This window comes from Microbacterium sp. NPDC056569 (genome assembly GCF_042793475.1).
In the GTDB taxonomy this organism is placed as follows: domain Bacteria; phylum Actinomycetota; class Actinomycetes; order Actinomycetales; family Microbacteriaceae; genus Microbacterium.
In genome coordinates, this window is sequence record NZ_JBHTUV010000015.1 from 15,441 (window position 1) to 40,269 (window position 24,829).

At 70.4% G+C, this 24,829-nt stretch carries 19 protein-coding genes and 1 other RNA gene; 10 read left to right on the forward strand and 10 right to left on the reverse strand.

The features are described from left to right. Nucleotides 1-68: 68 nt before the first annotated feature. Nucleotides 69-439, reverse strand: a transfer-messenger RNA (tmRNA) gene (gene ssrA / locus ACFQ7C_RS16545). Between the two features lie 257 nt (nt 440-696). Here ssrA and ACFQ7C_RS16550 point away from each other — a divergent pair. Then, the gene (locus ACFQ7C_RS16550; protein WP_378903606.1) at nt 697-1,203 is read left to right on the forward strand and encodes a DUF2231 domain-containing protein; all 507 of its coding nucleotides are present in this window, start codon (nt 697-699) and stop codon (nt 1,201-1,203) included. Nucleotides 1,204-1,222: 19 nt separating this feature from the next. On the opposite strand, the gene ACFQ7C_RS16555 is transcribed toward ACFQ7C_RS16550, so the two are convergent. From ACFQ7C_RS16555 to ACFQ7C_RS16565, 3 genes are all read right to left on the reverse strand, one after another. Beyond that, nucleotides 1,223-2,173, reverse strand: coding sequence for an SDR family NAD(P)-dependent oxidoreductase (locus ACFQ7C_RS16555; protein ID WP_378903609.1), 951 nt, complete (start codon nt 2,171-2,173; stop codon nt 1,223-1,225). Between the two features lie 147 nt (nt 2,174-2,320). Then, nucleotides 2,321-3,799, reverse strand: coding sequence for a phytoene desaturase family protein (locus ACFQ7C_RS16560; protein WP_378903611.1), 1,479 nt, complete (start codon nt 3,797-3,799; stop codon nt 2,321-2,323). Continuing rightward, entirely contained in the window at nt 3,796-4,428 is a 633-nt protein-coding gene (locus tag ACFQ7C_RS16565; RefSeq protein ID WP_378903614.1) for an SRPBCC family protein, read from the reverse strand. Before ACFQ7C_RS16565 ends, ACFQ7C_RS16560 begins: the two co-directional genes overlap by 4 nt. A gap of 139 nt (nt 4,429-4,567) precedes the next feature. On the opposite strand from ACFQ7C_RS16565, the gene ACFQ7C_RS16570 reads away from it, so the two are divergent. The 4 genes from ACFQ7C_RS16570 (at nt 4,568) to ACFQ7C_RS16585 (ending at nt 9,023) form a co-directional block, all read left to right on the forward strand. Next, a complete protein-coding gene (locus ACFQ7C_RS16570) occupies nt 4,568-5,380 on the forward strand; it encodes a siderophore-interacting protein (protein ID WP_378903617.1) in 813 nt (270 codons plus the stop codon). 28 nt (nt 5,381-5,408) lie between these two features. After that, a complete protein-coding gene (locus ACFQ7C_RS16575) occupies nt 5,409-6,083 on the forward strand; it encodes an SIMPL domain-containing protein (protein ID WP_378903620.1) in 675 nt (224 codons plus the stop codon). Nucleotides 6,084-6,196: 113 nt separating this feature from the next. Beyond that, a complete protein-coding gene (locus tag ACFQ7C_RS16580) occupies nt 6,197-7,483 on the forward strand; it encodes a M20/M25/M40 family metallo-hydrolase (RefSeq protein WP_378903623.1) in 1,287 nt (428 codons plus the stop codon). A gap of 61 nt (nt 7,484-7,544) precedes the next feature. Beyond that, on the forward strand, nt 7,545-9,023 hold the full coding sequence (locus ACFQ7C_RS16585) for an MFS transporter (protein ID WP_378903626.1): 1,479 nt from the start codon (nt 7,545-7,547) through the stop codon (nt 9,021-9,023). A gap of 9 nt (nt 9,024-9,032) precedes the next feature. On the opposite strand, the gene smpB is transcribed toward ACFQ7C_RS16585, so the two are convergent. The 4 genes from smpB to prfB form a co-directional block, all read right to left on the reverse strand. Next, entirely contained in the window at nt 9,033-9,509 is a 477-nt protein-coding gene (gene smpB / locus ACFQ7C_RS16590) for an SsrA-binding protein SmpB (RefSeq protein ID WP_045296901.1), read from the reverse strand. A 71-nt stretch (nt 9,510-9,580) separates the two neighbouring features. Continuing rightward, nucleotides 9,581-10,495, reverse strand: a complete 915-nt coding sequence (gene ftsX / locus ACFQ7C_RS16595; RefSeq protein WP_378903630.1) for a permease-like cell division protein FtsX — start codon at nt 10,493-10,495, stop codon at nt 9,581-9,583. After that, nucleotides 10,492-11,640: a cell division ATP-binding protein FtsE gene (gene ftsE, locus ACFQ7C_RS16600; protein ID WP_378903633.1), complete on the reverse strand. Its 1,149-nt coding sequence runs from the start codon at nt 11,638-11,640 to the stop codon at nt 10,492-10,494. The genes ftsX and ftsE overlap by 4 nt, the downstream gene beginning before the upstream one ends. 79 nt (nt 11,641-11,719) lie before the next feature. Beyond that, the gene (gene prfB / locus ACFQ7C_RS16605; RefSeq protein ID WP_378903636.1) at nt 11,720-12,832 is read right to left on the reverse strand and encodes a peptide chain release factor 2; all 1,113 of its coding nucleotides are present in this window, start codon (nt 12,830-12,832) and stop codon (nt 11,720-11,722) included. Nucleotides 12,833-12,858: 26 nt separating this feature from the next. Here prfB and ACFQ7C_RS16610 point away from each other — a divergent pair, with 26 nt between their 5' ends. Then, entirely contained in the window at nt 12,859-14,178 is a 1,320-nt protein-coding gene (locus tag ACFQ7C_RS16610; RefSeq protein WP_378903639.1) for an MFS transporter, read from the forward strand. Continuing rightward, nucleotides 14,175-14,504, forward strand: coding sequence for a hypothetical protein (locus ACFQ7C_RS16615; RefSeq protein WP_378903641.1), 330 nt, complete (start codon nt 14,175-14,177; stop codon nt 14,502-14,504). The genes ACFQ7C_RS16610 and ACFQ7C_RS16615 overlap by 4 nt, the downstream gene beginning before the upstream one ends. An 8-nt stretch (nt 14,505-14,512) precedes the next feature. Here the strand turns inward: ACFQ7C_RS16615 and ACFQ7C_RS16620 are convergent, their stop codons facing one another. Next, a complete protein-coding gene (locus tag ACFQ7C_RS16620) occupies nt 14,513-15,487 on the reverse strand; it encodes a transcriptional regulator TrmB (protein WP_378903644.1) in 975 nt (324 codons plus the stop codon). Nucleotides 15,488-15,610: 123 nt separating this feature from the next. On the opposite strand from ACFQ7C_RS16620, the gene ACFQ7C_RS16625 reads away from it, so the two are divergent. From ACFQ7C_RS16625 to ACFQ7C_RS16635, 3 genes are all read left to right on the forward strand, one after another. After that, nucleotides 15,611-19,468 carry a S8 family serine peptidase gene (locus ACFQ7C_RS16625; protein WP_378903647.1) on the forward strand — a complete coding sequence of 1,286 codons (3,858 nt, stop codon included), beginning with the start codon at nt 15,611-15,613 and terminating at the stop codon, nt 19,466-19,468. A 181-nt stretch (nt 19,469-19,649) separates the two neighbouring features. Continuing rightward, nucleotides 19,650-22,757: an NPCBM/NEW2 domain-containing protein gene (locus ACFQ7C_RS16630; protein ID WP_378903650.1), complete on the forward strand. Its 3,108-nt coding sequence runs from the start codon at nt 19,650-19,652 to the stop codon at nt 22,755-22,757. Nucleotides 22,758-22,864: 107 nt separating this feature from the next. Next, complete coding sequence (locus ACFQ7C_RS16635) at nt 22,865-23,938, forward strand: substrate-binding domain-containing protein (RefSeq protein ID WP_378903653.1); 1,074 nt, start codon at nt 22,865-22,867, stop codon at nt 23,936-23,938. A 10-nt stretch (nt 23,939-23,948) separates the two neighbouring features. On the opposite strand, the gene ACFQ7C_RS16640 is transcribed toward ACFQ7C_RS16635, so the two are convergent. Continuing rightward, entirely contained in the window at nt 23,949-24,773 is an 825-nt protein-coding gene (locus tag ACFQ7C_RS16640; RefSeq protein ID WP_378903656.1) for a serine protein kinase RIO, read from the reverse strand. Between the last annotated feature and the right edge of the window lie 56 nt (nt 24,774-24,829).

Here is a 24,829-nt window from a genome sequence, read left to right on the forward strand (position 1 = left end):
GAACAAACGAAAAGCGCCCGAGACCCGCGGTGATTCCGCGGGTCTCGGGCACTCTCCTGTGACAACGGCAGTGGAGATGGGGGGAATCGAACCCCCGTCCATCGCTGGGATACTGCGGATTCTCCGGGCGCAGTCTGTGCGAGCGTTCTACTCGGCTCCGACCTTTGTCACAGACACCTAAGTCGACAAGCCCATCCTGAGAAGAGTCCCGCGTGACGCTCAGGCGACGTCACGCAGCAAGATCCCTAGATGACGCCAATACCCGTGACGGGATCAGTCACGGATTGACGGACTCGGGCTCGCTGCTCAGGCAGCGAGGGCGAAGTCGGACTGCTTCTTTTCGGCAGTTATTGGTTTGCAGGGAGCGTTCACGAGATAACCCTGCATCCTCGGCCCGCTTCTCGCAGATTCACAGGCGATGTCGAAACCGATCATCCCCGTGGCCTCGTTCGAGGTGTCCTTCTTGCGAAGGGCCGCTGTCACACTGTGGAGTTGCCAAGACTCGGGCACCGAAGCATCCGAGCACAACAGAATACAACGGATGCTGCGTCCCCGCCATTCCCGGGGGCCCCGGATCTGCACGACGCGGAGTGGAGGGGCCTCGCCGGGGCACCTGCCTCCTCTCCTGTCAAGGCCCGTGTCAGACGCGGCGCGCGATGGTCGGCTGGAGCCACCACGTCGAGGAGTGAGATCCCCATGTCGCAGAGCACCCCGCAGCAGCGCGCGAAGCAGCCCCGATCGGCGGTCGCCGGGCCCTACGGGCACCCCTTCCACCCCATCCTGGTGACGATCCCGATCGGCGCCTGGGTGGCGAGCTTCGTCTTCGACGTCATCGGCTTCCTCGCTGAAGACCCCGAGCCTTACGTCCACGCGGCGTGGATCCTCATCGTCATCGGCCTCGTCGGCGCCGTGCTGGCGGCGATCTGGGGATTCCTCGACTACCTGCAGCTCGGCCGCAGCACCCTGGCCCGTCGGACGGCGACCATCCACATGGCGATCAACCTCGGCGTGGTGGTGCTGTTCGTCGTCAACCTGCTCGCGCGGTTGTCGGCAGCCGAAGACCAGGTCAGCGTCGTCGGGTTCGTCCTCACGATCCTGGGACTGGCCGCCCTGGGGGTGTCGGGCTGGCTCGGCGGCAAGCTCGCCTATCGCTACGGGGTGCGCGTCGCCGACGAGCGCACACAGACGGAGGGCTTCCGCTGAGCTCTTCCCGCCCCGGCATCTAGCGGTGCCGGGCGGCCACCAGCGCCGCGAGCGTCGCCGCGACCGCCCCGCCGAGGAGGAGACGGAGTCCGTTCGACCGCCATCCGCCGGTCGTCTGGTCCGCCGCGCCCGACGGTTCGAGGACCGTGCCGAGGGTCACGGGCCCGGCGCCGTGGAGTTCGACGCGGTGCATCAGCACGGACGCGATCCGGTCGTAGAGGCCCGGTGCGAGATCATGCACCGGAATCACCCACATCTGCATGCGGCCGACGGGTGCGGCGAAGCGACGGCGTCCCGGGGAGCGCACGATCGCCCTGGCCACGCGCGCCGGAGCGGCCGTCGGCGGCAGCGGCCGCACACGTCGTCCCGTGACGTTGGCGGCGTGCCCGTAGATCGGGGTGTCGATCGTGGCTGGCAGCACGATGCGGACTCGTATGCCGCTCCCCCGCAATTCCTGGCGCAGGCACTCCGCGAAGCCGAGAAGCCCGAACTTGCCGGTGACGTACGGGGAGACAGCGGGTGACCCGACCCGCGAGTACAGCGAACCGACGAGGACCAGTGCGCCTTTCCCCTGACGCCGGAAATACGGCAATGCGGCGCGAGCCCCATGGATCTGGCCCATGAGGTTCGTCTCGACGACCTGACGGAAGACGCCGGCCGGCAACTCCTCGAAACTCCCGTATGCGAAGACACCGGCGTTGCCGACCCAGACGTCGATGCGTCCGTACTGGGCGACGGCCGCCGCGGCCAACGCCTCGACCTCCGTCTCGCGGGAGACGTCCGTGGGAACGACGAGGGTCCGCGCGCCCAGTGCGCGGCACTCACCCGCAACGGTCTCGAGCGCCGCACGGCTGCGCGAGGCCAGCACGAGACGTGCACCGCGATGCGCGTACGCGCGGGCGGTCTCGCGGCCGATCCCGCTCGAGGCTCCGGTGATCACCACCACCTCGGGGCGCTGCGCCGGGCTCACGGCGCGGACCTCGCTGATCGGCCGGCGGCGGGACTCACGTCGTGGTGCTCCATATCGGTGACAGTAGGCGGCATCCGTCCATCGACGACTCCCCTTGACACAGCCGGACCGGGCTCGCCTCACCCCGACGCACGATGCCGATCCGTGTCAACCACGCGGAGAGAGGTCGGGCAGCGCGCGGCTGCCGAAGCCGTGTCGCAAGGCACTGAGGGCGGCGAACCATCCGGGCAGGCCTGTGACACCCGGGCCGGGTGCGGCCGACGCTCCGGCGAGGTAGACGCCCGGAATCGGCGTACGCCATGGGTCGGGGCTCAGGACCGGTCTGCTGAACAGCTGCCAGAGGCTCGGCGCACCGGCGGCGATGTCGCCGCCCGGGTAGTTCGGGTTGTGACGCTCCACCTCGCGGGCGGTGCGGGAGCTGGTCGCGAGGATCGTGTCGCGGAAGCCCGGCGCGAAGCGCTCGATCTGGCGGATGACCGCCTCGCGCCGATCGACGGCGCTGCCCGCGGGCACGTGGGTGTACGTCCACAGTGTGTGCTTGCCCTGCGGCGCCCGCGAGGGGTCGAACAGCGACGGCTGCGACACCAGCACGTAGGGGTTCTCGGGCAGGCGGCCGCGGTTGACCTGGTTCTCCGCATCCGCCACCTCCGCCCGAGTCCCTCCGACGTGCACGGTGCCGGCGCGGCGGAGCTCGGGGTGCGTCCACGGCACCGGCTCGCTCAGTGCGAAGTCCACCTTCGCGACGCCGTCGCCGTAGCGGAACCGCTGCATCCTGCGGCGGTAGCGGTCGGGCATCGCGGCGCCGGTGATGCGGATGAGCGCCTTCGGCGTGACGTCGAGCAGGGTGACCGTGGCGGCGGGCAGCTCTGCGAGCGAGGTGACCTCGTGGTCGACGATGAGATCACCGCCGTGCCGGCGCAGGTCGTCGACCATCGCGTCGATGATGGCCTGGCTGCCGCCGAGAGGAATCGGCCAGCCGCGCGCATGCGCATAGGCGGCGAGCGCCAGCCCGGCGCCGGCGGCGGAGATGCTCGGCTGGGCGAGGATCGTGTGCGCGGCCACCCCGGTGAACATGGCGGGGGCCGTGTCTTCCCGGAAGCGAGCGTTCCAGGCGCGGGTCCCCTGCTCGACGGCGCGCAGCCCGAACGCGACGGCGGTGGGCAGGTCCGCGGGCACGCGCACCAGCGGAGACCCGGTGAAATCCGCCACCTGGCTGGAGTGCTCGACGAGCGGTCGGAGCAGGCGTCGGTAGGCGAGGGCATCGGGGCCGAGCGCGTCGGCGGTTCGGGCGAGATCGCGGTAGGCGATGCCGGCATGACGCTCGTGGAGGGGATGCGCGAACGAGACCTCGGGGGTGACGAACTCGACACGCTGTCGGAGTCCGAACTCACGGAAGAATCGCGATTCGAACGCCATCGGGTGCACGGCCGAGCAGACGTCGTGCTGAAAACCCGGCAGCGTCAGCTCTCGCGTGGCCGCTCCGCCGCCGGGCCGGCCGGCGCGTTCGTAGACCCGCACGCGAAGGCCAGCGCGGGCGAGCGTGACCGCGGCGGCGAGACCGTTGGGACCGGACCCCACGACCACGGCATCGAACTCGGTGGCGCCGCGCCGGGGCCTCTCGTTCACGTCTGCGGCGCCCCGCCCTGCGGCGTCGCCGGTTGCTCCGCGTCACCCTCATCGCTCGAGGCCACGGGCGGCGGCGACTCGCTCTCCCCCGGTTCGTCAGGCTCGTGCGCATCGTCGGCGGGCGCTGCAACGGACTGCTGCGTCTCACCCGACGCGGCCATCTCCTGCTCGGCCGTCGTCAGAGCGGTGCGGCGAGCAGCCATGCCCTCAGCCAGGTACGCGAGGCGATGGAGCGTCTCGTCGTTGCGCCAGTGGAGCGCGATGTCCATCAGCGCGGTGGGCACGAACCGTCCCGGACCGGCGACCGCCTCCTCCTGGATGCGTACGACGCACTCGTCTCCGCGAGGTTTGACGTCGATGGTCACACGAGCCTCGCCGATCGGCCAACCCCGCGCCCGCATGACCATCATCGTGCCCGTCACGAATTGCTCGACCACCGTCTTGTCGTTGATGAGCGCGGGCCAGACACCGAAGGAGTGATGCAGCTCGGCACCGGCCATCGGCCAGGTCTCGTCGACTTCGCGCATGCGCGAAGCCCCGACCACCCACGATGGGTAGAGCCAGCCGTCGCCCAGCACCTCGAAGACGTCCTCGGGCGTGCAGTGCAGCACCCTCACGTTGCGCGACATCGGTTCGTCCCTCCTTGGTCGATTCCCAACGATCACGACCATACGAGCGCGATGGGAGGCGCTCGACGGGCTTGCGCCGCGCAGACCCGTGTGGCAGAAGGTGGGTGGGGTCGCAGCATCCGTTGCCTAGCATGTAAGGGTGACCTCACCTCGACAGCCGCGCCCGCAGACCACCCTGTTCGTGATCGGAAGCACGTGGCTCTCGCCGGACCTCGTGCGGGTGACGCTGGGAGGCGACGAGTTCGCCGACTTCGCCGACCGGCCCGAGACCGACAAGTACGCGAAGCTGTACTTCCCGCCCGCCGGCAGCACGCTCGAGCCGCCCTATGACCTCGCCGCACTGCGCGAAACACTGTCGTTCGACGAGCTGCCGACGATTCGCACGTACACGATCCGGCGAGTGGATGCTGCGGCCCGCACGATCGACATCGATTTCGTCGTCCACGGCGACACCGGGGTCGCAGGCCCGTGGGCCGCGAACGCGAAGCCCGGCGACCGGCTCACGATGTCGTCGCCCGGCGGCGGCTACTCCCCCGATCCCACCGCGGACCACCATGTGCTGATCGGCGACGAGTCGGCGATCCCGGCGATCTGGTCGGCGCTCGAAGCGCTGCCGACCGGGGCTTCAGTGACGACGATCGTCGAGACGCGGTCGCCGGCCCACCGGGTGGAGGTGCCGTCGGGCGCCGTCGTGGAATGGGTCGACGAGGACCACGATGCGCCGGGCACCCGGCTCGTTGCGGCGGTGGATGCTGCGGCCTGGCCGGCCGGCCGCGTGCAGGTCTTCGCGCACGGCGAGCGCGGCGCGATGAAGTCGCTGCGGCCGCTGCTGCTCGAGCTCGGCGTCTCGCGTGCGGACCTGTCGCTTTCGGCCTACTGGGCGAACGGGCGCACGGAGGATGTGTTCCAGGCCGAGAAGCGGCTGCCGGTGGGGCAGATCTTCCCGGATTGACACCCGGGTGACGGGTTAGGGTCTGAGCATGAGCGACGTCGTCATCACCGTCCGCGGGGAGCACGAGACCCGCATCGCCCCCGAGCGCGCGATCGCGCATCTGACCATCCGCGCAGAGGGACCCGAGCGCGGCGCCGTCGTCGAGCGCATGGCGGCGCTCACCGAGCCGGTGCGCGACGACCTCGCCTCGCGGAAGTCCGCGGGCACCGTCACCGAGTGGACGAGCCAGCGCGTATCGGTGTGGTCGGAGCGCCCGTGGAACAACGAGGGCAAGCGCCTCGCGCCCGTGCACTACGCCACCGTCGACTTCTCCGTCACGTTCACCGACTTCGCCGTGCTGTCGTGGTGGGCGGGCGAGGTCGCCGAGCGCGACGGGGTGCAGCTGGGCTGGATCGAGTGGAAGCTCACGCCTGAGACGAAGGCCGCGGTGGAGCGCGATGTCGCGACGCACGCTGTCGGCGTGGCCGTTGCCCGCGCGACCGCTTATGCCGGAGCGCTCGGACTGGGGAACGTGACGGCGGTCGAGCTCGCGGACGTGGGGCTGCTGACGCAGCCGAGCGTCCCGGAAGCGGCTCCCGCGCCGCGCATGCTGATGGCGAAGGCGTCGTTCGCCGCGGACGCCGGCGGTGGGCCTGCCGTGCAGCTGCAACCCGAGGAGATCGTGATCTCGGCAGCCGTCGAGGCCCGGTTCGCCGCCCGATGAGCGGTGCCCCCGCCCCCCGTTCGTTGAGCGAGCGAGGAACGAGCGAGACGAAACGCCCCGAACGCGGCGCCGACGGCGGGCCCCGCGCTGGCATCGCCGACCGGCTGTCCCGCATGATCCAGCTGCCCACCGTCTCGGCCGAGCGTGCCGAGCGCGGGCAGGGTCCGTTCGACGACTTCGCCGACCTTCTCGTCGAGCTCTACCCGCTCGTCCACGAGCACCTCGAGCGCGAGCGGATCGGCGAGCTGGGGATCCTGTACCGGTGGCGCGGGCGCGTCTCCGCGCAGCCGACGGTGCTCATGGCGCACTTCGACGTGGTGCCCGTCGACGAGAACGACGCGTGGACCCACCCGCCGTTCGAAGGGCGGATCGAGGGCGGCTGGGTGTACGGCCGCGGCGCGCTCGACGACAAGGGGCCGCTGGTGGTGGTGATGGACGCCGTCGAGAACCTGCTCACTGCGGGGTTCACGCCCGCGCGCGACGTGTATCTGTCCTTCGGCGGTGACGAAGAGACCTTCGGGGGTGCGGCCCGCGTGATCGCCGAGACGCTCAGGGATCGCGGGATCGAGCCTTGGCTCGTGCTCGACGAGGGCGGGGCGGTCGTCGATGCGCCGCTGCCGTTCGTCCGCGGCAGTGCGGCGATGGTCGGCGTCGGCGAGAAAGGCGTGCTGACGCTCCGGCTCAGCGCGCGCGGCGAGGGCGGGCACGCCTCCGCTCCCCCGGCACGCACCGCTGTCCGGCGCATCGCACGCGCGGTCGAGCGTCTGTCTCCCGGGACCTTCCCCGCCCGGACGCCGGCAGCGGTCTCGCGCATGCTCGAGCTCTTCGCGGCGCGGACCGGCGGCATCCCTCGCGCACTGTATCGCCTGCTGTCGAGGGCGCCCTGGCTCACGGCACGCGTCTTCACCGCGATGGGCGGCGAGCCGGCCGCCCTGGTGCGGACGACCGTCGCCGCCACAATGCAATCCGGCGGCACCGCCGCGAACGTGCTGCCCTCGCAGGCGTCGGCGACCCTCAATCTGCGCATCGCGCTCGGCGAATCGGTCGAGAGCACGGTGAAGCGCGTGCGCAGGCGCGTCGCCGACCGGCACGTGAGAGTCGAAGTGCTCGAGGGCGACGGGCCATCGCCGGAGTCGTCGACCGAGAACGCGCAGTTCGCCGCGATCGCCGACGCGGTGAGGGCGTCGCATCCCGACGCCGCGACGGTGCCCTACGTGATGATGGCGGCCACCGACTCGCGGCACTTCCACCGCTTCTCGCCCGCGGTCTACCGCTTCGCACCGCTCGCGATGAGCAGGGCGCAGCGTGCGTCGATCCACGGCGTCGACGAGCGCGTCGAGGTCGCGGCGCTCGAGAGGGGCGAGCTGTTCCATCGCACCCTGCTGCAGCGCTTAGAGTGATTCGCACCCGTCCTCCGACCTGCTCGAGGACCGGGACTGGGGCCCGATCGAAGGAGCACGGATGACGCGCAGCGCCATGTCCTCACGCGTCACCATCGGCGCGCTCGCGGGAGTCGTCGGCTTCCTCGCGTTCGTCGAGTTCACGAGCGGCGTGATCCAGGGCTTCTACACGCCCATGCTCACCGACATCGCCCGTCACCTCGGCGTGCACGACGCCGACGTCAACTGGCTCGAGGGCACGCAGCTCATGCTGTCGGCGCTCGTCGTTCCGGCCTTCGCGAAGCTCGGCGACATGGTCGGGCACAAACGGATGCTGGTGATCTCGACGGCGATCACCGCTGCGGCATCCCTCGTCCTGCCGTTCACCGACTCGTTCGGGGTCTTCCTCGCGGCGTGGGCCATCCAGGGCTTCTACGTCGTCTGGCTGCCGCTCGAGATCGCCCTGATCTGGTCGCGGTCGCGGCGCATGGAGGGCCGGGCGACGATCACCGCGCGCGCGGCCGGCTTCCTCGTGGCGGCCCTCGAGACCGGAGCCATCGCGGGCGCGCTCGTCGGCGGCATGCTCATCGACAGCCTGCCGCTGTGGATCGTGCTGCTCGTGCCGGCGCTGCTCGTCGTCGCATGCTTCTTCGTGATCCTGTTCGGTGTGAAGGAGTCGCCCGAGCCCACCGGCGGCCGCCTCGACAACGTCGGCCTGGTGCTCATCTCGCTCGCGCTCGTCGCCTTCACCGGCGGCCTGAGCCTCCTGCGGCTCAACGGCCCCGCCGACCTGACGGCATGGCTCGTCACGCTGCTCGGCGTGCTGCTCGTCGTGCCGTTCGTGCTCTGGGAGCTGCGCCACGACGATCCGCTCATCGACGTGCGCATGTTCCGCTCCCCCGCCCTCGGCCCGGTGTTCCTCACCGCCGGCCTGTTCGGGGTCAGCGTGCTCGGCGCGCAGGCGCCGTTGTCGACCTTCGCCCGCACCGATCCGTCGGTGTACGGGTACGGCCTGGGTACGACCGGCTTCCAGACGTCGCTCATCATCGGCGTCTACCTCATCGCGATGATCACGGGTGCCCTGCTGTTCCCGCTCGTCGCGCGGCTCACCGCCCCGCGGCTCACCCTGATCGGCGCGGCGACACTCGTCGGCGTCGGGTTCCTGATGTTCCTGCCGTTTCACGACTCCTATACGCAGGTCATCGTGAACATGGTCGTCGTCGGCCTCGGCTCCGGAGCCCTGGTCGCGGCGCTGCCCGCGGCTGCAGCATCCGCCTCTCCTCCCACCCAGACGGGTGTCGCGACCGGCCTCACGAACTCGGTCAAGACCGTCGGCGGCGCCATCGCGTCGTGCGTGTTCGGCATCGCCCTGCTTCACGGCGCGACCGGCGCCGCGGCCGAGGGGACCGCCGGATCGTTCTCGGGCTACGTCACCGTGTGGGTGGTGTGCGGGGTGACGGCGCTGGCCGCCGCGGTGCTGCTGTGCTTCGTCCCGAAGACGGCGTTCAGCGACCGGGCCGCGCACGGCGCGACGGAGACTGCGGAGCCGCTGGTGCCGTAGGGCTCGGCGTCACTCGCCGAGGCGGTTGCGGGAGCGCATGGCGCGCTCGGCCTCGCGCTTGTCTTCACGCTCGCGGATCGTCTGACGCTTCTCGAACTCGCGCTTGCCCTTGGCGACGGCGATCTCGACCTTGGCGCGGCCGTCCGAGAAGTAGAGCTTCAAGGGGATCAGCGTGTACCCGCCGGCCGAGATGGCGTGCGAGAGCTTGACGATCTCCTCCTTGTGGAGGAGCAGCTTGCGCGTGCGCTTCGACGAGTGGTTCGTCCAGTGGCCCTGCGAATACTCAGGGATGTGCACCGCGTCCAGGTATGCCTCGCCGTTGTCGATGTACGCGTAGCCGTCCGAGAGGTTCGCACGGCCTTCGCGCAGCGACTTCACCTCGGTACCGGTCAGCACGAGTCCGGCCTCGTACGTCTTCTCGATCGCGTACTCGTGTCGCGCGCGACGATTGGTCGCCACGACCTTCTCCCCGCGTTCCCTGGGCATGATGTCTCCTCGCTGTCGCCGCCCACGCCGGACGGCAGCCTGTCAGTCTACCCCTGCTGTGGGGTCGACGATCACGCGCGCAGCCACCTGCGGATCGCGAAGCTCGCCGACAGTGCTGCGAGGACCACCCCGACGAGGATCAGCACCGGCACCACGAGCCACGCATCGGCCATGCCGACCCAGGTGGTCACGAAGTCGACGCGATTGCGCAGGTAGCTGTTGACGCCGAAGTGCACACCGGCGAGCACCGCGGCGCTCGCGAGCAGCGAGCCGAGCAGCGCCGCGAACACGCCCTCGACGATGAAGGGTGTCTGGATGAAGCGGTTGGATGCCCCGACCAGGCGCATGATCCCGAGTTCGCGCCGTCGCGCGAAAGCGGAGAGCCGGATCGTGGTCGCGATCAGCAGCACCGCTGCGATGAGCATCAGCGCCGCGATGCCGACCGCGATGTACGTCGCGATCGTGAGGGCCGAGAACAGCGGATCGAGATACTGCATCTGATCGTTGACGAGTTCGACTCCCTGCGTGCCGCTGAACGCCTCGATGATGACGTCCGACTGCTCCGGATCGACCAGCGTGATGCGGAAGGTCTCGTTCACCTGCTCCGGCGTGATGACGCTCGCGTTCTCCTCGCCGGCGATCTGGAGCAGCTCGTCGTACGCCTGCTGATGGTCGAGGAACGTCAGCTCTCGGATGAGCGGTGCCAACGCGCTGCCCTCGAGCTTCGCGCGCACCTCCTCGACCTGCTCGGGCGTCGCCTCACCGCTCGAGCAGGTGGCGGGCGTCGAGATGCTCGTGCACATGTACACGGCGACCTGCGCGCGCTCGACCCAGAAGTCGCGCATCGTGCCGATCTGCATCTGCATGAGGATCGCCGCACCGACGAACGTGAGCGACACGAACGTGACCAGCACCACCGAGACCACCATCGAGACGTTGCGCCGGAGGCCGGTGAACGCCTCCGACATGATGAGTCCGAACCTCATGAGGTGGGCCCCACTTCGTCGTCGGGATCGGTGGCGCCGAGGCCGAGCCGGTCGGCGAGACCGAGCTCCTCCACCTGCAGCTCGACGGCGTCGACGAGCGGGATGGGCTGCGTGTGCGTGGGCTTCGCGGGCGTGGATGCCTCGACCGGCGCCGGATCCTCCGCGACGGGCTCATCGAGCGCCCGCGCGAGCCCCTCAGCCTGCTGGGCCTCGGCGGCGGTGACGGCGACGGCTGCGGCGGCCGCTGCCGCGGCAGCCGCGACCCCCGCGGCCGGGGAAGAAGCCGCAGGGGCAGCATCCGCGTCGGTGCCGGCGAGCTCGTCGTCGTCGTCCACCGCGGTCGGGTCGAGGCCCGCAGCAGCCGCGATGGCGGCCTCGCGCTGCACCTCGAGCACCGCGGTGAGGGCCGCGACCGCCGCGGCGCCGCGCTCAGGCTCGGGGGCGAGGCTCGGCAGGCTCGACCGATCGCCGTAGCCGCCGTGACGCTCGTCGCGGACGATCTCGCCGTGGACCAGCTCGATGACGCGGCGCTGCATCTGGTCGACGAAACCGGCCTCATGCGTGGCCATCACGACGGTCGTGCCGCCCGCATTGATGCGCGCGAGCAGCTGCATGATGTCGATGGATGTCGCAGGGTCCAGGTTTCCGGTCGGCTCGTCGGCCAGCAGGATCTGGGGCCGGTTGGCGAGCGCCCGGGCGATCGCGACGCGCTGCTGCTCACCGCCGGAGAGCTCATGCGGGAATCTCTTCTCCTTGCCGGCCAGGCCGACGAGGGCGAGCACTTCGGGCACCGCCTGCTGGATGAAGCCGCGGGACGACCCGATCACCTGCAGCGTAAAGGCGACGTTCTGGAACACGGTCTTGGTCGGCAGCAGCCGGAAGTCCTGGAACACCGCCCCGACGTGCCGCCGGAAGTACGGCACCTTGCGGTTCGACAGCGTGCGCAGGTCGCGGCCGAGGACGACGACGCGCCCTTCGGACGGTGTCTCCTCGCGGAGGATGAGGCGAAGGCAGGAGGACTTGCCGGATCCCGACGCGCCGACGAGGAAGACGAACTCCCCGCGCAGCACCTCGAAATCGACATCGCTCAGGGCGGGCTTGGAAGTGCCGCGAAAGCGCTTCGTGACGTTCTCGAACCGGATCATGGCCTAACGAGCCTATGCGGATGCCCTCGGGCGCGGTCCAGCGACACTCAACGTTTGCGCATCGGTTCGCCGGCTGAGGTCAGTCGTCGTCGTCCTTGCGCTTGCGCCAGCGGATGCCTGCAGAGATGAAGCCGTCGAGGTCGCCGTCGAAGACGATCGCGGGGTTGCCCACCTCGTGGCCGGTGCGGAGATCCTTGACGAGCTGCTGGCCGTAGAGGAAGTACGAGCGCATCTGGTCGCCCCAGCTCGCGGTGATCGTTCCGGCGAGCTCCTTCTTCTTCGCCGCCTCTTCCTCGCGCTTGAGCAGGAGGAGGCGGGTCTGGAGCACGCGCATCGCGGCTGCGCGGTTCTGGATCTGCGACTTCTCGTTCTGCATCGACACGACGATGCCGGTCGGGATGTGCGTGAGGCGCACGGCCGAATCGGTCGTGTTGACCGACTGGCCTCCCGGGCCGGACGAGCGGAACACGTCGACGCGCAGGTCGTTCTCGGGGATGTCGACCTCGACGGCCTCCTCCATCACCGGGATGACCTCGACCGCCGCGAACGACGTCTGGCGCTTGTCGGCCGAGCCGAACGGGCTGATGCGCGCGAGTCGGTGCGTGCCGGCCTCGACGGAGAGTGTGCCGTAGGCGTAGGGGGCGTCGATCTCGAACGTCGCCGACTTGATGCCGGCGCCCTCCGCGTAGGAGGTGTCCATGACCTTCACCGGGTACTTGTGGCGCTCGGCCCAGCGCAGGTACATGCGGAGAAGCATCTCGGCGAAGTCGGTCGCGTCGTCGCCGCCCGCGCCGGAGCGGATCGTCACGACGGCGGAACGTTCGTCGTACTCGCCGTCGAGGAGCGTCTGCACCTCGAGCTGGCTGACGATATCCTCGAGCTCCGCGATCTCGCGACGCGCCTCCTCGGCGGAGTCCTCATCGTCCATCTCGTTGGCGAGCTCGACGAGCACATCGAGATCGTCGAGACGCTGCTCGACGTCGGTGATGCGCTTGAGCTCGGCCTGACGGTGGCTGAGGGCGCTGGTGACCTTCTGCGCCTTCTCGACGTCATCCCACAGATTGGGAGCGCCGGCCTCCTCGCTCAGGCGGGCGATGTCGGCGTTGAGTGCCTCGACGTCGACCACGGCCTTGATGTCGGCGAACGTGGAACGCAGGGCCTGGATGTCGGCGGAGGGATCGAAGTCGAGCATGACACTCCAGACTAACGTGGAACGCGATGACCGATCACGCCGACTCCCCCACCGCTCGCGACGTGCTGTGGCGGTTCGGCCCGATGGTCTACGGACCCACCGTGCTGTTCGCGCTCGGAGAGGGCGCCGTCATCCCGCTGATCCCCGTCATCGCCGCGCAGCTCGGAGCGGATGTCGCCACCGCCGCGCTCGTCGCCTCGGCGCTCGTCGTCGGCCAGCTCTGCGGCAACATCCCGGCCGGCTGGGCGGTCGCCCGCATCGGCGAGCGCCTCACGATGGCGATCGCGGGACTCATCTCGCTCGCCGGTGTGGTCGGCATGGCGCTCGCGCCGTCGCTGGGCATCTTCGCGATCGCGGTGTTCCTCATCGGCTTCTGCGCCGCCGCCTTCGGCCTCGCGCGCCACTCGTTCATGACGACGCGCGTGCCGCTGTCGTTCCGCGCCCGCGCACTGTCGCTGCTGGGTGGCACGTTCCGCCTCGGGATGTTCGTCGGACCGTTCGTCGCGGCCGGCCTTCTGGCACTGTTCGGCGACGAGCACGCCACGATCTGGTTCTTCGGCGGATGCCTCGTGGCCACGGTGCTGCTCGTGCTCCTCGGTCCCGACCCCGAGCGGCGGCTGTTCGCTCCGGCGCGCACGGAACCGGACGAGGACGCGGTCGACACCGAGGACACCGGCGAGGCGGTCACCGGCTCGATCCCGCTCCGACGTGTCCCGCGCGCCGAAGGCGGCTCGGGCCCGGGCACCGGCGTGATCCGCACGATGTGGCGGCACCGCCGGGTGCTGTCGACGCTCGGCCTGGCCGCAGCATCCCTCTCCGCCGTCCGTTCCGCTCGCCAGGTCGTGCTCCCGCTGTGGGGCGTGTCGATCGGCCTGGATGCGCAGACGATCGCGCTCGTGGTCGGCATCTCCGGCGCCATCGACTTCGCCCTCTTCTACGCGAGCGGGCAGGTGATGGACCGGTTCGGCCGGCTGTGGGCGGCCCTGCCCGCCATGATCCTGATGGGCGCAGGCTTCGTCGCGCTCGCGTTCACGCACGACCTGCCGCAGGCGGCGATGTGGTTCGCGATGTTCGCCGCCGTGCTGGGCGTGGGCAACGGACTCTCGAGCGGCATCCTCCTCACCCTCGGCGCCGACGTCGCGCCGAAGGCCGACCCGGCGCCGTTCCTCGGGTCGTGGCGCACGCTCACCGACGCCGGCGGGGCGGTCGCACCGCTCCTCGTGTCGGGCATCGCCGCTGTCGCCTCCCTCTCCGTCGCGACCGGGTTCATGGGCGCGATCGGCCTCGTCGGCGCGCTCGCCTTCGTGCGGTGGGTTCCGCGCCACGTGCCGCGGGTCCACCCATGAGCGACGTCGTGCGGTTCTGCCGCAGTCGCAACGACGGGCGGCGCTGCACGCGCCCGCTGGGGCACCCCGGCCTCCACCGCCACCGCACGATCATGTGGACCGATGCCGGCGCCGATCCCGCGCACTGCCCAGGCTCCGGCGAGCCGGCCGAGCCCGCGGCGACGCTCACCGGCGGCTTCCCCGACGGCCGAGCGCTGTGCCCCGTGTGCCTCCGGTTCATCGCGCTGGAAGACGGCCGGCTGGCGGCGCATGACACCGCGGACGAGGGCGAGACGGATGCTGAGACCCGCCGTCGCCGCGAATGGTTCAACGCGTACGGCTGGTAGCCGACGGGTCACACCCAGTGGCGGCGCACGGCCTCCGCGCCCAGCTGCATGCGGGTCGTCACCCCGGCCGTGTCCATGAGCTCCGCCACCCGACGCTGGACGGTGCGCAGTGAGATGCCGAGCTGCGCGGCGGCCGCAGCATCCGTCACTCCCAAGAGCAGCAGGCGGAGCAGATCGCTGTCGACGTCTTCGACCGTGGGCACGGCGGCGATCGGGAGGAACTCTGTCGCAGCGCGCCAGTACTCCTCGAAGATCGAGGTGACCAGGTCGAGCAGGCCGCTGGGATGAATGAGCAGAGCGCCGAAACCCTCGTCCTCGGCCTGCGAGTGCATCGGAACGAGCGCCATCTGGTCGTCGGCGATGAACATGCGCGTGGGCAGGGTCGGCAGCACCCGGATCTCCTCACCGATCTGGGCCATCTCGCGTGCCGCGGCGAGGAAGCCCGGGCGTTCGAGCACCGCGTTCTCGACGATCACGCGGTAGCGCACGCCGCGGGCGAGCGCGCGATCCTCCTCGATGTTCTCCTCGCCGCTCAGCAGCGCGACCTCGTGCAGGACGAGCACGCGCACCTGCTCGACGGAGGCGGCCTGCAGCTGCGCGACGCGCTGGCGCACGGCGTCGTCGCCGATGACGACGTCCACGACGTCCGCGACGCTCCGCTGCTCGGCGGAACGCCGGTACAGATCGCTCAGCTCGACGAGCGCCTCGTGCGCGCGGGTGAGCCCCCGCTCACGCTCGAGCAGCAGCGGACGCAGGGAGATCGACGGCGGGGACGCCACGAACCGGTCGCTCCGCGCCGCCTGGCGCGCGAGCAGCCCGAGACGCTCGAGCTCGGCGACGATCGGGCGCGTGCGCGGCAGCGACATGCTGAGCGCGGACGCGATCTCGGCGGTCGACGCCGAGGGCTGCTGCAGAACGCACCGGTACACCGCGGTGTGGGCCTCATCGAGACCGAGCGCATCGAGCACGGCGATCTTCTCCACGTCTTCATCGTCACCCGCCGACCTTGGCGGATGCAGGCCATGGCATTTCTCCGCCATCCACTTTATGCACTCGGCACAGGAAGGTGGGGGTTACACGGATCCCCACACCGAGAGGCTCGCGCTATGTCACGACCCCTGCCCTTCGGCCCTCGCCTCCGTCCGATCGTCGCCGCCACAAGCGGCCTCGCGATCGGCATCGCAGGCATCGGCCTCACCACCCTGCCGGCGGCCGCCACCTCCGCCCCAGACGGCTCCCCCACCTCACGGGCGGTCGCCGGCAGCTCCCACTCCGTCACCCTGATCACGGGCGACCGGGTCACCGTCACCGACCTGAGCGACGGAACCCACGCCGTCTCGATCGACACCGCTGTCGACGGTGCCGGAGCTCGCACGTACGAGGCGGCGGGCGATCTGCACGTCGTTCCCGACGCGGCACTGCCGTACCTCGCGTCGGGTGCGCTCGACGCGGACCTGTTCAACGTGTCGCTGCTCATCGAGTACGGCTACGACGACGCCACCGTCGACGCCACGCCCGTCATCGTCGAGCAGGGCGGCTCGGCCGCACGGACCTTCTCGACGCCGGTCCCGGGCCTCGAGGTGCAGACACCGCTCGAGAGCATCGGCGGCGCAGCGGCCACCCTCGGACACAGCGAAGCGGCATCCGCGTGGGAGGCGCTCACCGCCCCGAGCGCCCGCAGCTTCTCGGCCACGCCCTCGCTCGGTGGGGGCGTCGAGGCGATCCACCTCGACGGGAAGGTGCGCGCGACGCTCGACTCGAGCGTTCCCTACATCGACGCTCCCGCGGCGTGGGCCGAGGGCTACACCGGCGAGGGCGTCACCGTCGCCGTGCTCGACACCGGCTACGACGACACCCACCCCGACCTGCAGGGCCACGTGCTCCCGGGCTCGAAGAGCTTCGTGCCCGGCGAGGAGGTCGACAGCGACCCGAACGGCCACGGCACGCACGTCGCCTCGACGATCGCGGGCACCGGCGCGGCCAGCGGAGGCACTCACCGTGGAGTCGCCGACGGCGCGCAGCTGCTCGTGGGCAAGGTGCTCGGCGCCGACGGCTACGGCCAGGACTCGTGGATCATCGACGCGATGGAGTGGGCGGGCCAGAACGCCCCGATCGTCTCGATGAGCCTCGGCTCTACCCAGGCCTCCGACGGCAAGGACCTCATGGCCCAGTCGCTCAACCAGATCTCGAAGCAGACCGGATCCCTCTTCGTCGTCGCGGCCGGCAACGCCGGCGCACCTGAGACCATCGGTGCGCCCGGCTCGGCCGAGCAGGCGCTCACCGTCGGCTCCGTGGACGACCCCACGGGCGCGCTGTCATGGTTCACGAGCCAGGGTCCGCTCGCACGCTCGGGCGCGCTCAAGCCCGACGTCACCGGCCCCGGCAACGACGTGACCGCGGCGCGCTCGGCCGACAGCGGCGGCGACGGCGCCTACATCGCCATGAGCGGCACGTCGATGGCGACGCCGCACGTCGCGGGCGAGGCCGCCCTCCTGCTGAGCGCGAACCCCGGATACACCAGGGACCAGCTCAAGGCCGCGATCACGAGCACCACGACCGATGTCGGGTACACCGCCTACCAGGGCGGTACGGGCGTCGTGAATGTGGGAGCCGCGCTGGACGCGCCCGTGATCGCCGCCGGCTCGGGCGACTTCGGCATGCTGATGTGGGGTGAGACGCCGACTCCGGTCGAACGCACGGTCGAGTACACGAACCGCACGGACGCCGAGATCACCGTCGCCATCACCGCGAATCTCGGCGACACCACCCCGGGCGCCGGCGGTGGGGAGCCGGGGCCGCTGTCGGCGGGCATCGCGTTCGACGCGCTCACCATGGACGTCGACTCGTTGACGATCCCCGCGGGCGAGAGCCGCTCCGTCACGCTGACGGTGGATCCCGCCAAGGTCCCGGCCGGCACGCAGCTGTCGGGCATGCTCGTCGCGTCCGTCGACGGCGAGCCCGTCACCCGCACCGCGCTCGGCACGATCGCCGAGGCCGAGCGGTACGACCTCACGCTCACGGCGACGGACTTCGACGGCAACCCGACGACGACGTACGCGATGCTGTGGGATCCGGCGACCCAGTGGGCCGAGCCGGTGCTGGTCGAGGGCGAGACCACGCTGCGCCTCATGAAGGGCGACTACACGGTGATGTCGTTCATGGAGCTGAACCGCACGCCCGACACCGTCGCAAGCGTCCTCGTCGGCGAGCCGACGCTCGAGCTCGACCAGAACCGCACGGTCGCGCTCGACGCGCGCACTGCCGAGCAGGTCACGGTCGACGTCGGCCGAAAGACGGGGCTCGATCAGGTCTTCCGTCGCATGGACGTGACCGTCGACGACTTCGCGGCCAGCGCGATGATGCCGGTGTGGACCGACGAGATGTGGGCGCAGCCCATGAAGGTCGACGACGCCGACTTCTCGTGGGCGACGCGCTGGCGCCTTCAGACGCCGATGCTGACGGTATCGGCGGGCAAGACTCCCCTCGACCTCATCGTGCAGATCGGCTCGACGTTCCTCGACGGCTCGTTCACGGCGCCCGCCGTGGACGCCGGCAAGGGCAGCGTCGAGGAGTTCGCCGCTGCGGCAGTCAAGGACAAGATCGCCGTGGTCACCCGGTCGGCGGAGGTCTCAGCATCCGCTCGCGCCGCGAACGCGGCCGCCGCGGGAGCGAAGCTGCTGATCGTCGTCAACGACGGCGACGGCGAGCTGAGCGAATGGGTCGGGTCGGAGGACTACACGACCAACGTCTCCATCCCGGTCGCGGCGGTCAGCGGTGTCGAAGGTCGTGAGCTGCTGAAGCAGCTCGGCGGCCACAAGAAGGTCACGCTCTCGGCCGTCGGCGAGCCGATCTCCGAGGTGACCTACGACATCGCCCACTTCGGCGACGGCGAGATCCCGGCCGACATGGCCTACCGGCACAGCGCCAAGGATCTCGCCCGCATCGACACGCGGTACATCGGGCAGGCGGAGGAGATCGGCGAGTTCCGGTACGACTTCGTGCCCGGTGCGGAGTACGGCAGCGGGTTCCCGCTGCGCACGCAACGGGGCATCGAGCGCGAGGAGTGGGTGAACACGGACGGCCTGCGCTGGTACCAGGGTGCGTTCATCACCTCGGTCGGCTGGGAGATGCGCGACATCAAGCGCACCTACGAACGCGGCGAGCGCACCGAGGCCGACTACTACGGCGGCGTCGTGCGGCCCTACGTCGGCACGGGATTCTGGGTGCCCTACCTCGCGTCGGACTACGCCCAGATCAACATCCCGAGCTGGGCGGACGGCGGTGACGGCGAGCACACCGGTACGTTCGACACCTGGATGGAGCCGTCCACCGTGCAGCAGCTGACCGACATCTACCTCGACGGACAGCTCATCGCTCAGAAGGAGCACCAGGGCGCGAACGTCTACGATCTGCCCGACGGCGAGCACGACTGGCGCGTGGTCAGCACCGCGACGCATGACGGCTCGCATCTCGCCGGATCGACGAAGACGGTCAGCGACTGGACGTTCCGCGCATCGGGCAAGCTCGGCGACTGGGACTACCGGCTCCTCCCGCTGATCCAGGCGTACTACGACGTCGACGTGAACGACGAGAACCGCGTCGGCGAAGGCCGCCGCAAGGGCTCGCCGATCTCACTCGGTCTCGAACTGGGCCACGTCGCCGGCACCGCTCCGGCCGCAGCGATCACCGACGCGACGCTCGAGGCCCGCACCGCGGGCGGCGACTGGGCGCCCGTCACGCTGAAGAGCGCGAAGACGGATGCCCCCACCGGCGCGGTCGAGGGCGACGGGTACATCTTCGCGGTGTCGCGCGCATGGGTCAGCGGCTACGCGGCTGAGATCCCGGTGTCCGACAAGGGCGGCTGGGTCGACCTCCGCGTCACGGCGAAGGACGCCGCGGGCAACACCTTCACGCAGGAGATCGAGAAGGCGTTCGAGGCCACCCCGGCCAAGGGCGTCCGCTAACCCCTTACTCCAGCGACCCCGGCGCATTCGCGCCGGGGTCGCCGGCGTTCGCTCGAGGGGCGACGCGGGCTCGCGATGTTCAGATGTGTTCATTTCGATCGCCGATTCGAACAGGGGCTGAAACGATGACTCGCGGTCCCCCGTCACTCCGGCGGCGGACTGTGTGATTCGAGGAGGAATCTTGCCCACCAAGCGGATGAAGGTGCTCGTCGCAGCGACCGTCGGCGCGTTCTGTCTCGGGGGTCTTCAGGCCCCCGCTGCCGTCGCTGCAGACGGACTCGCCGGCGCCGTGCACCACGCCAGCGACCTGGACTGGGTCTCGGCCGACAACGGCTGGGGTCCGGTCGAGCGCGACTACAACAACGGCGCCCGCGCGGTGCCCGATGCGGACAGATCGATCCAGTCGATCCGCGGCACGAAGTACCCGAAGGGGCTCGGCACGCACGCACCCTCGCGTATCGTCTACGACCTCGGCCGGCAGTGCACGCAGCTGCTCGGGTACGTCGGCATCGACGACAGTCAGTCGGGCAAGGGCCGCGTCGACTTCGTGGTGAAGGTCGACGGCGCCGAGAAGTTCCGCATGGAGCGGAAGGGCACCGACCCCGCGGGCCGCCTCAACCTCGACCTGAGCGGTGCGAGCACCGTCGAGCTCATCGCCGAGCCGGGCCCCGAGGGCAACGGCAACGACCACGCCGACTGGGCCGACCTGCGCCTCAACTGCACGGACGGATACCTGGCACAGCCGCTGACCATCACGCCGGACGACGTGGACCTCTCGCTGCTCGCCCCCGGCACCCCGGTCACCGTCGCCGTCGACGGCGCCTCCCCCCGCGTGCCCGTCACCGTCGGCTTCGCCGGCACCGAGGTCGTCGCCAACGCCGACGACGCCGGACGCGCGTCCGCGTCGTTCGTCGTCCCCGCCGGCACGGCTGCGGGTGAGTACGCGATCACGGCGCGAGCCGAGTCCCTGTTCGGCGCGATCGCGCAGGGCGAGCTCGCCGCACATGTGGTCGAGGTCTCCGACGCCGCCTACTTCGTGGACTGCTCGGCGACCGACCCCGGCGACGGTTCCGAGGCGGCGCCGTTCGCCTCGCTCGCGCAGCTCGCGGCGGTGCAGCCTTTCCAGCCCGGTGAGTCGGTGCGGTTCAAGCGCGGCGCCGAGTGCGTCGGCACCTTCGCCCCGACCGGGTCCGGCCTCGGCACCGCCCCGATCACCGTCTCCCCCTATGGAGACGGCGACGCATCCGCCACGATCAACGGCGACGGCCGGCTCGCGGGCATCCATCTCCTCAATGTCAGCAACTGGACCATCGACGGCATGCGGGTGATCAACCCGGGCACGCCCGACCAGCGCCGCGTCGGCATCCTGTACGAGATCAACGACGGCTCGAAGCGCAGCGGGGTGGTGCTGACGCACAATCACGTCGAGAAGGTCGCCGGCTGGTCCGACAAGACCAGCCTCGGCAACGCGTTCTCGCGCTCAGCGGGCATCTCGGTGCTCGGCGACGGCATCGGCTGGTTCGACGGCATCACCATCACCGACAACGTCGTGAACGACACCGCCGCCGGCGGCATCAAGCTCTCGGCGCCCGACACGACCAAGCACTACAACACCGACGTGTACGTCGCCCGCAACGACATCCGCGCGGTGGGCGGCGACGGCATCGTGATCCACAACTCGGAGAAGCCGGTGATCGAGTACAACTCTGCGATCGACCTGGGACACGGCGAGTACCCGTTCCTCAAGGGCAACTTCGCAGGCATGTGGCCGTACAACTCGGTCGACCCGCTGTTCCAGTACAACGTGGTGGGCAACAGCGTGGCATCCACCTACGACTCCACCGCGTGGGACTGCGACATGAAGATCAAGGGCAGCTGCACCTTCCAGTACAACTACTCGTACGGCAACGCCGGCGGGTTCTACCTCGACTGCATCTCCGGCTGCGGCACGGCCTCCACGACCGCCAACGCCATCCTGCGCTACAACGTCTCGCAGGACGACTGCCGCCTGGGCGGCGCGAGTGGCGGACCGGGCCTGCACCTCATCTACAACAACACGTTCTCGTGCCTGAACAGGCCGTTCGAAGACGACATGACCGCGCCGCGGCAGGTGAAGAACAACATCTTCATCTCGCAGGGAGGCACGTTCAAGACGGCGAATGCGGTGTATGCGAACAACGCGTACTTCGGCGGCATCCAGCCCGTGGCGACCGAGACAGGCGCGGTCGTCGGCGACCCGCAGCTCATCGCGGCCGGAAGCGGGCAGCTCACGCGCGCGCTCCCCGGCTACCAGCTCGCCGTCGGCTCGCCGCTCATCGGCGCGGGCGCGCCGATCCCGGACGCCGGCGATCGCGACTTCTTCGGGAATCCGATCGCCGCGACGCCGAACATCGGCGCCTATCAGGGGCCGGGGGTCGAGGTGGCACCGCTGCCGTTCGACGCGCTCGTGAACCAGACCGCGGTGGCCTCCGCCGCGAACCCGCGCAACGGGGCGGTCACCGCGGACTTCCGCGTGTTCTCCGCCGAGGCGCTGGCCGCCGCGGGACTCGCGGTGGGCGACAAGCCCACGGCGTTCGGCTCGGAGCTCGACTGGCACCCGACGGCGGTCGGCACCCCCGACGCGATCAAGGTCGCCGGCCAGCAGGTGTCGCTCGAGGGCGAAGGCGACGAGCTCATCGTCGCCGGCTTCTCCTCGGGCACCGCGACCGCGGGCACCGCGACGGTGCGTTACGAGGACGGCACGACCCAGCAGGTGGAGCTCGCGCTGCCGCTGTGGAGCGACGCGTCGACGGATGCTGCCGACGCGGTGCTGCTCGGCGGCGCCTCGTCGTACCTCCAGCGCTCGAAGCCCTACCTCGGCGGCACGGTCTCGACGGTGACGGCGCCGGCATCCGTGTTCGCGCAGCGGATCCCACTGTCGGGTAAGCCGGTGGCGAGCATCACCCTTCCCCAGGGAAGTCCGGTGACCGGCGAAGGTCTGAGCCTGTTCGCCGTCGAGCTCGCGGGCAGCGCGGTGCCGACCGCGACGCAGGTGGCGACCGAGTGCCGCGGCCCGAACGCGTGGGTGCACGTGACGGTGGCGAACGAGCACGGGACCCCCATCGCTGTGGCGGTGGAGACCGTGCTCGGCGACGACGTGAAGCTCACGCTCAACCCGGGCAAGGACACGCGCTCGTCGTTCAAAGTCCGCGGCTCCCTCGCCGACGGCGAGGTGACCGTCGTCGCAACGACCGGAGACGGCGCCCGCACCACGACGACCGTGCCGTATGCAGGAATCGACTGCCGCTGACCGGCGGCGTCCCGCGGGGGCGGTGCTCAGCGCACCGCCCCCCCCGCAGGCGCACGATGCGGCAAAGGGTCGCTCCCACATCGACATCGAAGGGCTAGGGTGAGCCGATGATCGCCGAGCAGCGCCGCGAGCGCATCCTGCGCGAGATCGTGCTGCGGGGGCGCATCGAGGTCGCCGACTTCGCCGGCCGATCGGGCCTCAGCGGCATGACGATCCGGCGGGACCTGGCCGTGCTCGCCGAGCGGGGGCTCATCCGTCGCGTGCACGGCGGGGCTGTCCTCCCGGAGACGGCGGATGCACCGGTCACAGGCAGCCGCGGCATCGGGACGTCGTCCCGGCCGGTGGCGACGATCGGGCTCATCGTGCCGGACGCCGCGTACTACTTCCCTCCCGTGATCCGCGGGGTAGGCGAGGCGGCGCGTGGTGCGGGCATGCGGATCGTGCTCGGCACGACCAACTACGACCCGCGCGAAGAGATCCACCAGCTCTCCAGACTCGACGCCGCGAACGTCGACGCCATCATGCTCGTCACCGCCCGTCCCGGCATCGAGGACACGGCGACCTGGGACACCATCGCCGGGATCCGTACCCCGGTCGTCCTCGTGGAGCGGTCGCCGGAAGGCGTGCCGACCGCGCTGCGCGTCGACTCGGTGCGCTCCGACCATGGTTTCGGCGCGGAGCTCGCCGTCGACCATCTGGCCGAGCGCGGGCATCGGGGCGTGGGTCTGCTTCTCCGCGAGACCGCGACGGCGCCGTGGGTCGCGCTCGGGCACGCGCGCGCGACCCGTCGGCACGGCATGATCGACGCGCCTGTCGCCACCGCGCCTTCCCCGCGCTGGGGAGACGGCTCGACCTCTGATGTGCTGCGCGCCTTCCTCGACGACTGCCTGGCCGCCGGCATCCGCTCCGCCATCGTGCTGCCCGACGACCTCGCCGTCGGCCTGCTCGGCATCGCCGAGGGCCGCGGGCTGCGCGTGCCGGAGGACTTCGCGATCGTCGCGTACGACGACGAGATCGCGTCGTTCGCGAGCGTGCCGCTCACCGCGATCGCGCCACCCAAGCTCGCCGTCGGGCGCCGCGCCCTCGAGACGTGCCTCATGCGGCTCGAGCAGCGCGAACATGCGCCCGCGCAGCAGGTGCAGCAGCTGACGCCGACGATCAACGTGCGCGAGTCGACCTGACCGCGGCCGGTCACCAGAGCATGGCGACGAGGTGGGCGAACACGTCTTCGGGGTCGTTGTCGAAGCCTCGCCTGCGGAACCACGTCGACGCGTTGACCACGTCGCGGTAGAGGAAGTCGAGCCCCTGCGGGTTCGCGGCGACGTCCACGATCTGAGGCAGATCGATGACGACGATGCGGCCGTCGTGGTCGAGCAGGTTGTACGGGGAGAGATCCCCGTGCGCGAAGCCCGCGTGCGCGAACGCCTCGAGGATGCCGACCACCTGCTCGAAGGCGTCCCGGAGCTCCTCGCCGTGCCGCCGGCTCTGCGCCAGGCGCGGCGAGGCGACGCGTCCGTCGCCGACGAACTCCATGAGCACCTCGGTGTCGCTCACCTGCACGGGATACGGCACAGGAACCCCCGCATTCCACGCACGGCAGAGCGCGTCGAACTCGCTCACCGCCCAATGGCCCGCGGCCACCGAGCGTCCGTATGCGGACTTGCGATTCACCGCGCGGGCGTCGCGGGTGTTGCGCATGGTGCGCCCCTCCTCGTAGCTGCCCGAGCGGTGGAAGTCGCTGTGGTGCGAGTTGCGGTAGCGCTTGGCCGCGAGGAGGACGCCGGCGGCGCCGGGCACCGCGCGCTCGATCAGGTGGACGTCGGCCTCCTTGCCGGTCTTGACGACACCGAGTTCGGTGTCGAACGCGCCCGACGCGGTGACGACCCATGCCGGGTGCGGCAACGGGCCGCGCTGAGTGGGTGGGGAGGCCGGCCACGTGGACCAGCGCTGATCGGGACCGGGCTCGAGCTCCGGCGAGAGAACGGATGCGGACGCGTCGAGGCGTTCGGATGACATCGGCAGGACACTCCAGGAAGGGAGGCCGCCGATCTCAGTGCGTGCGGGCGACCTCG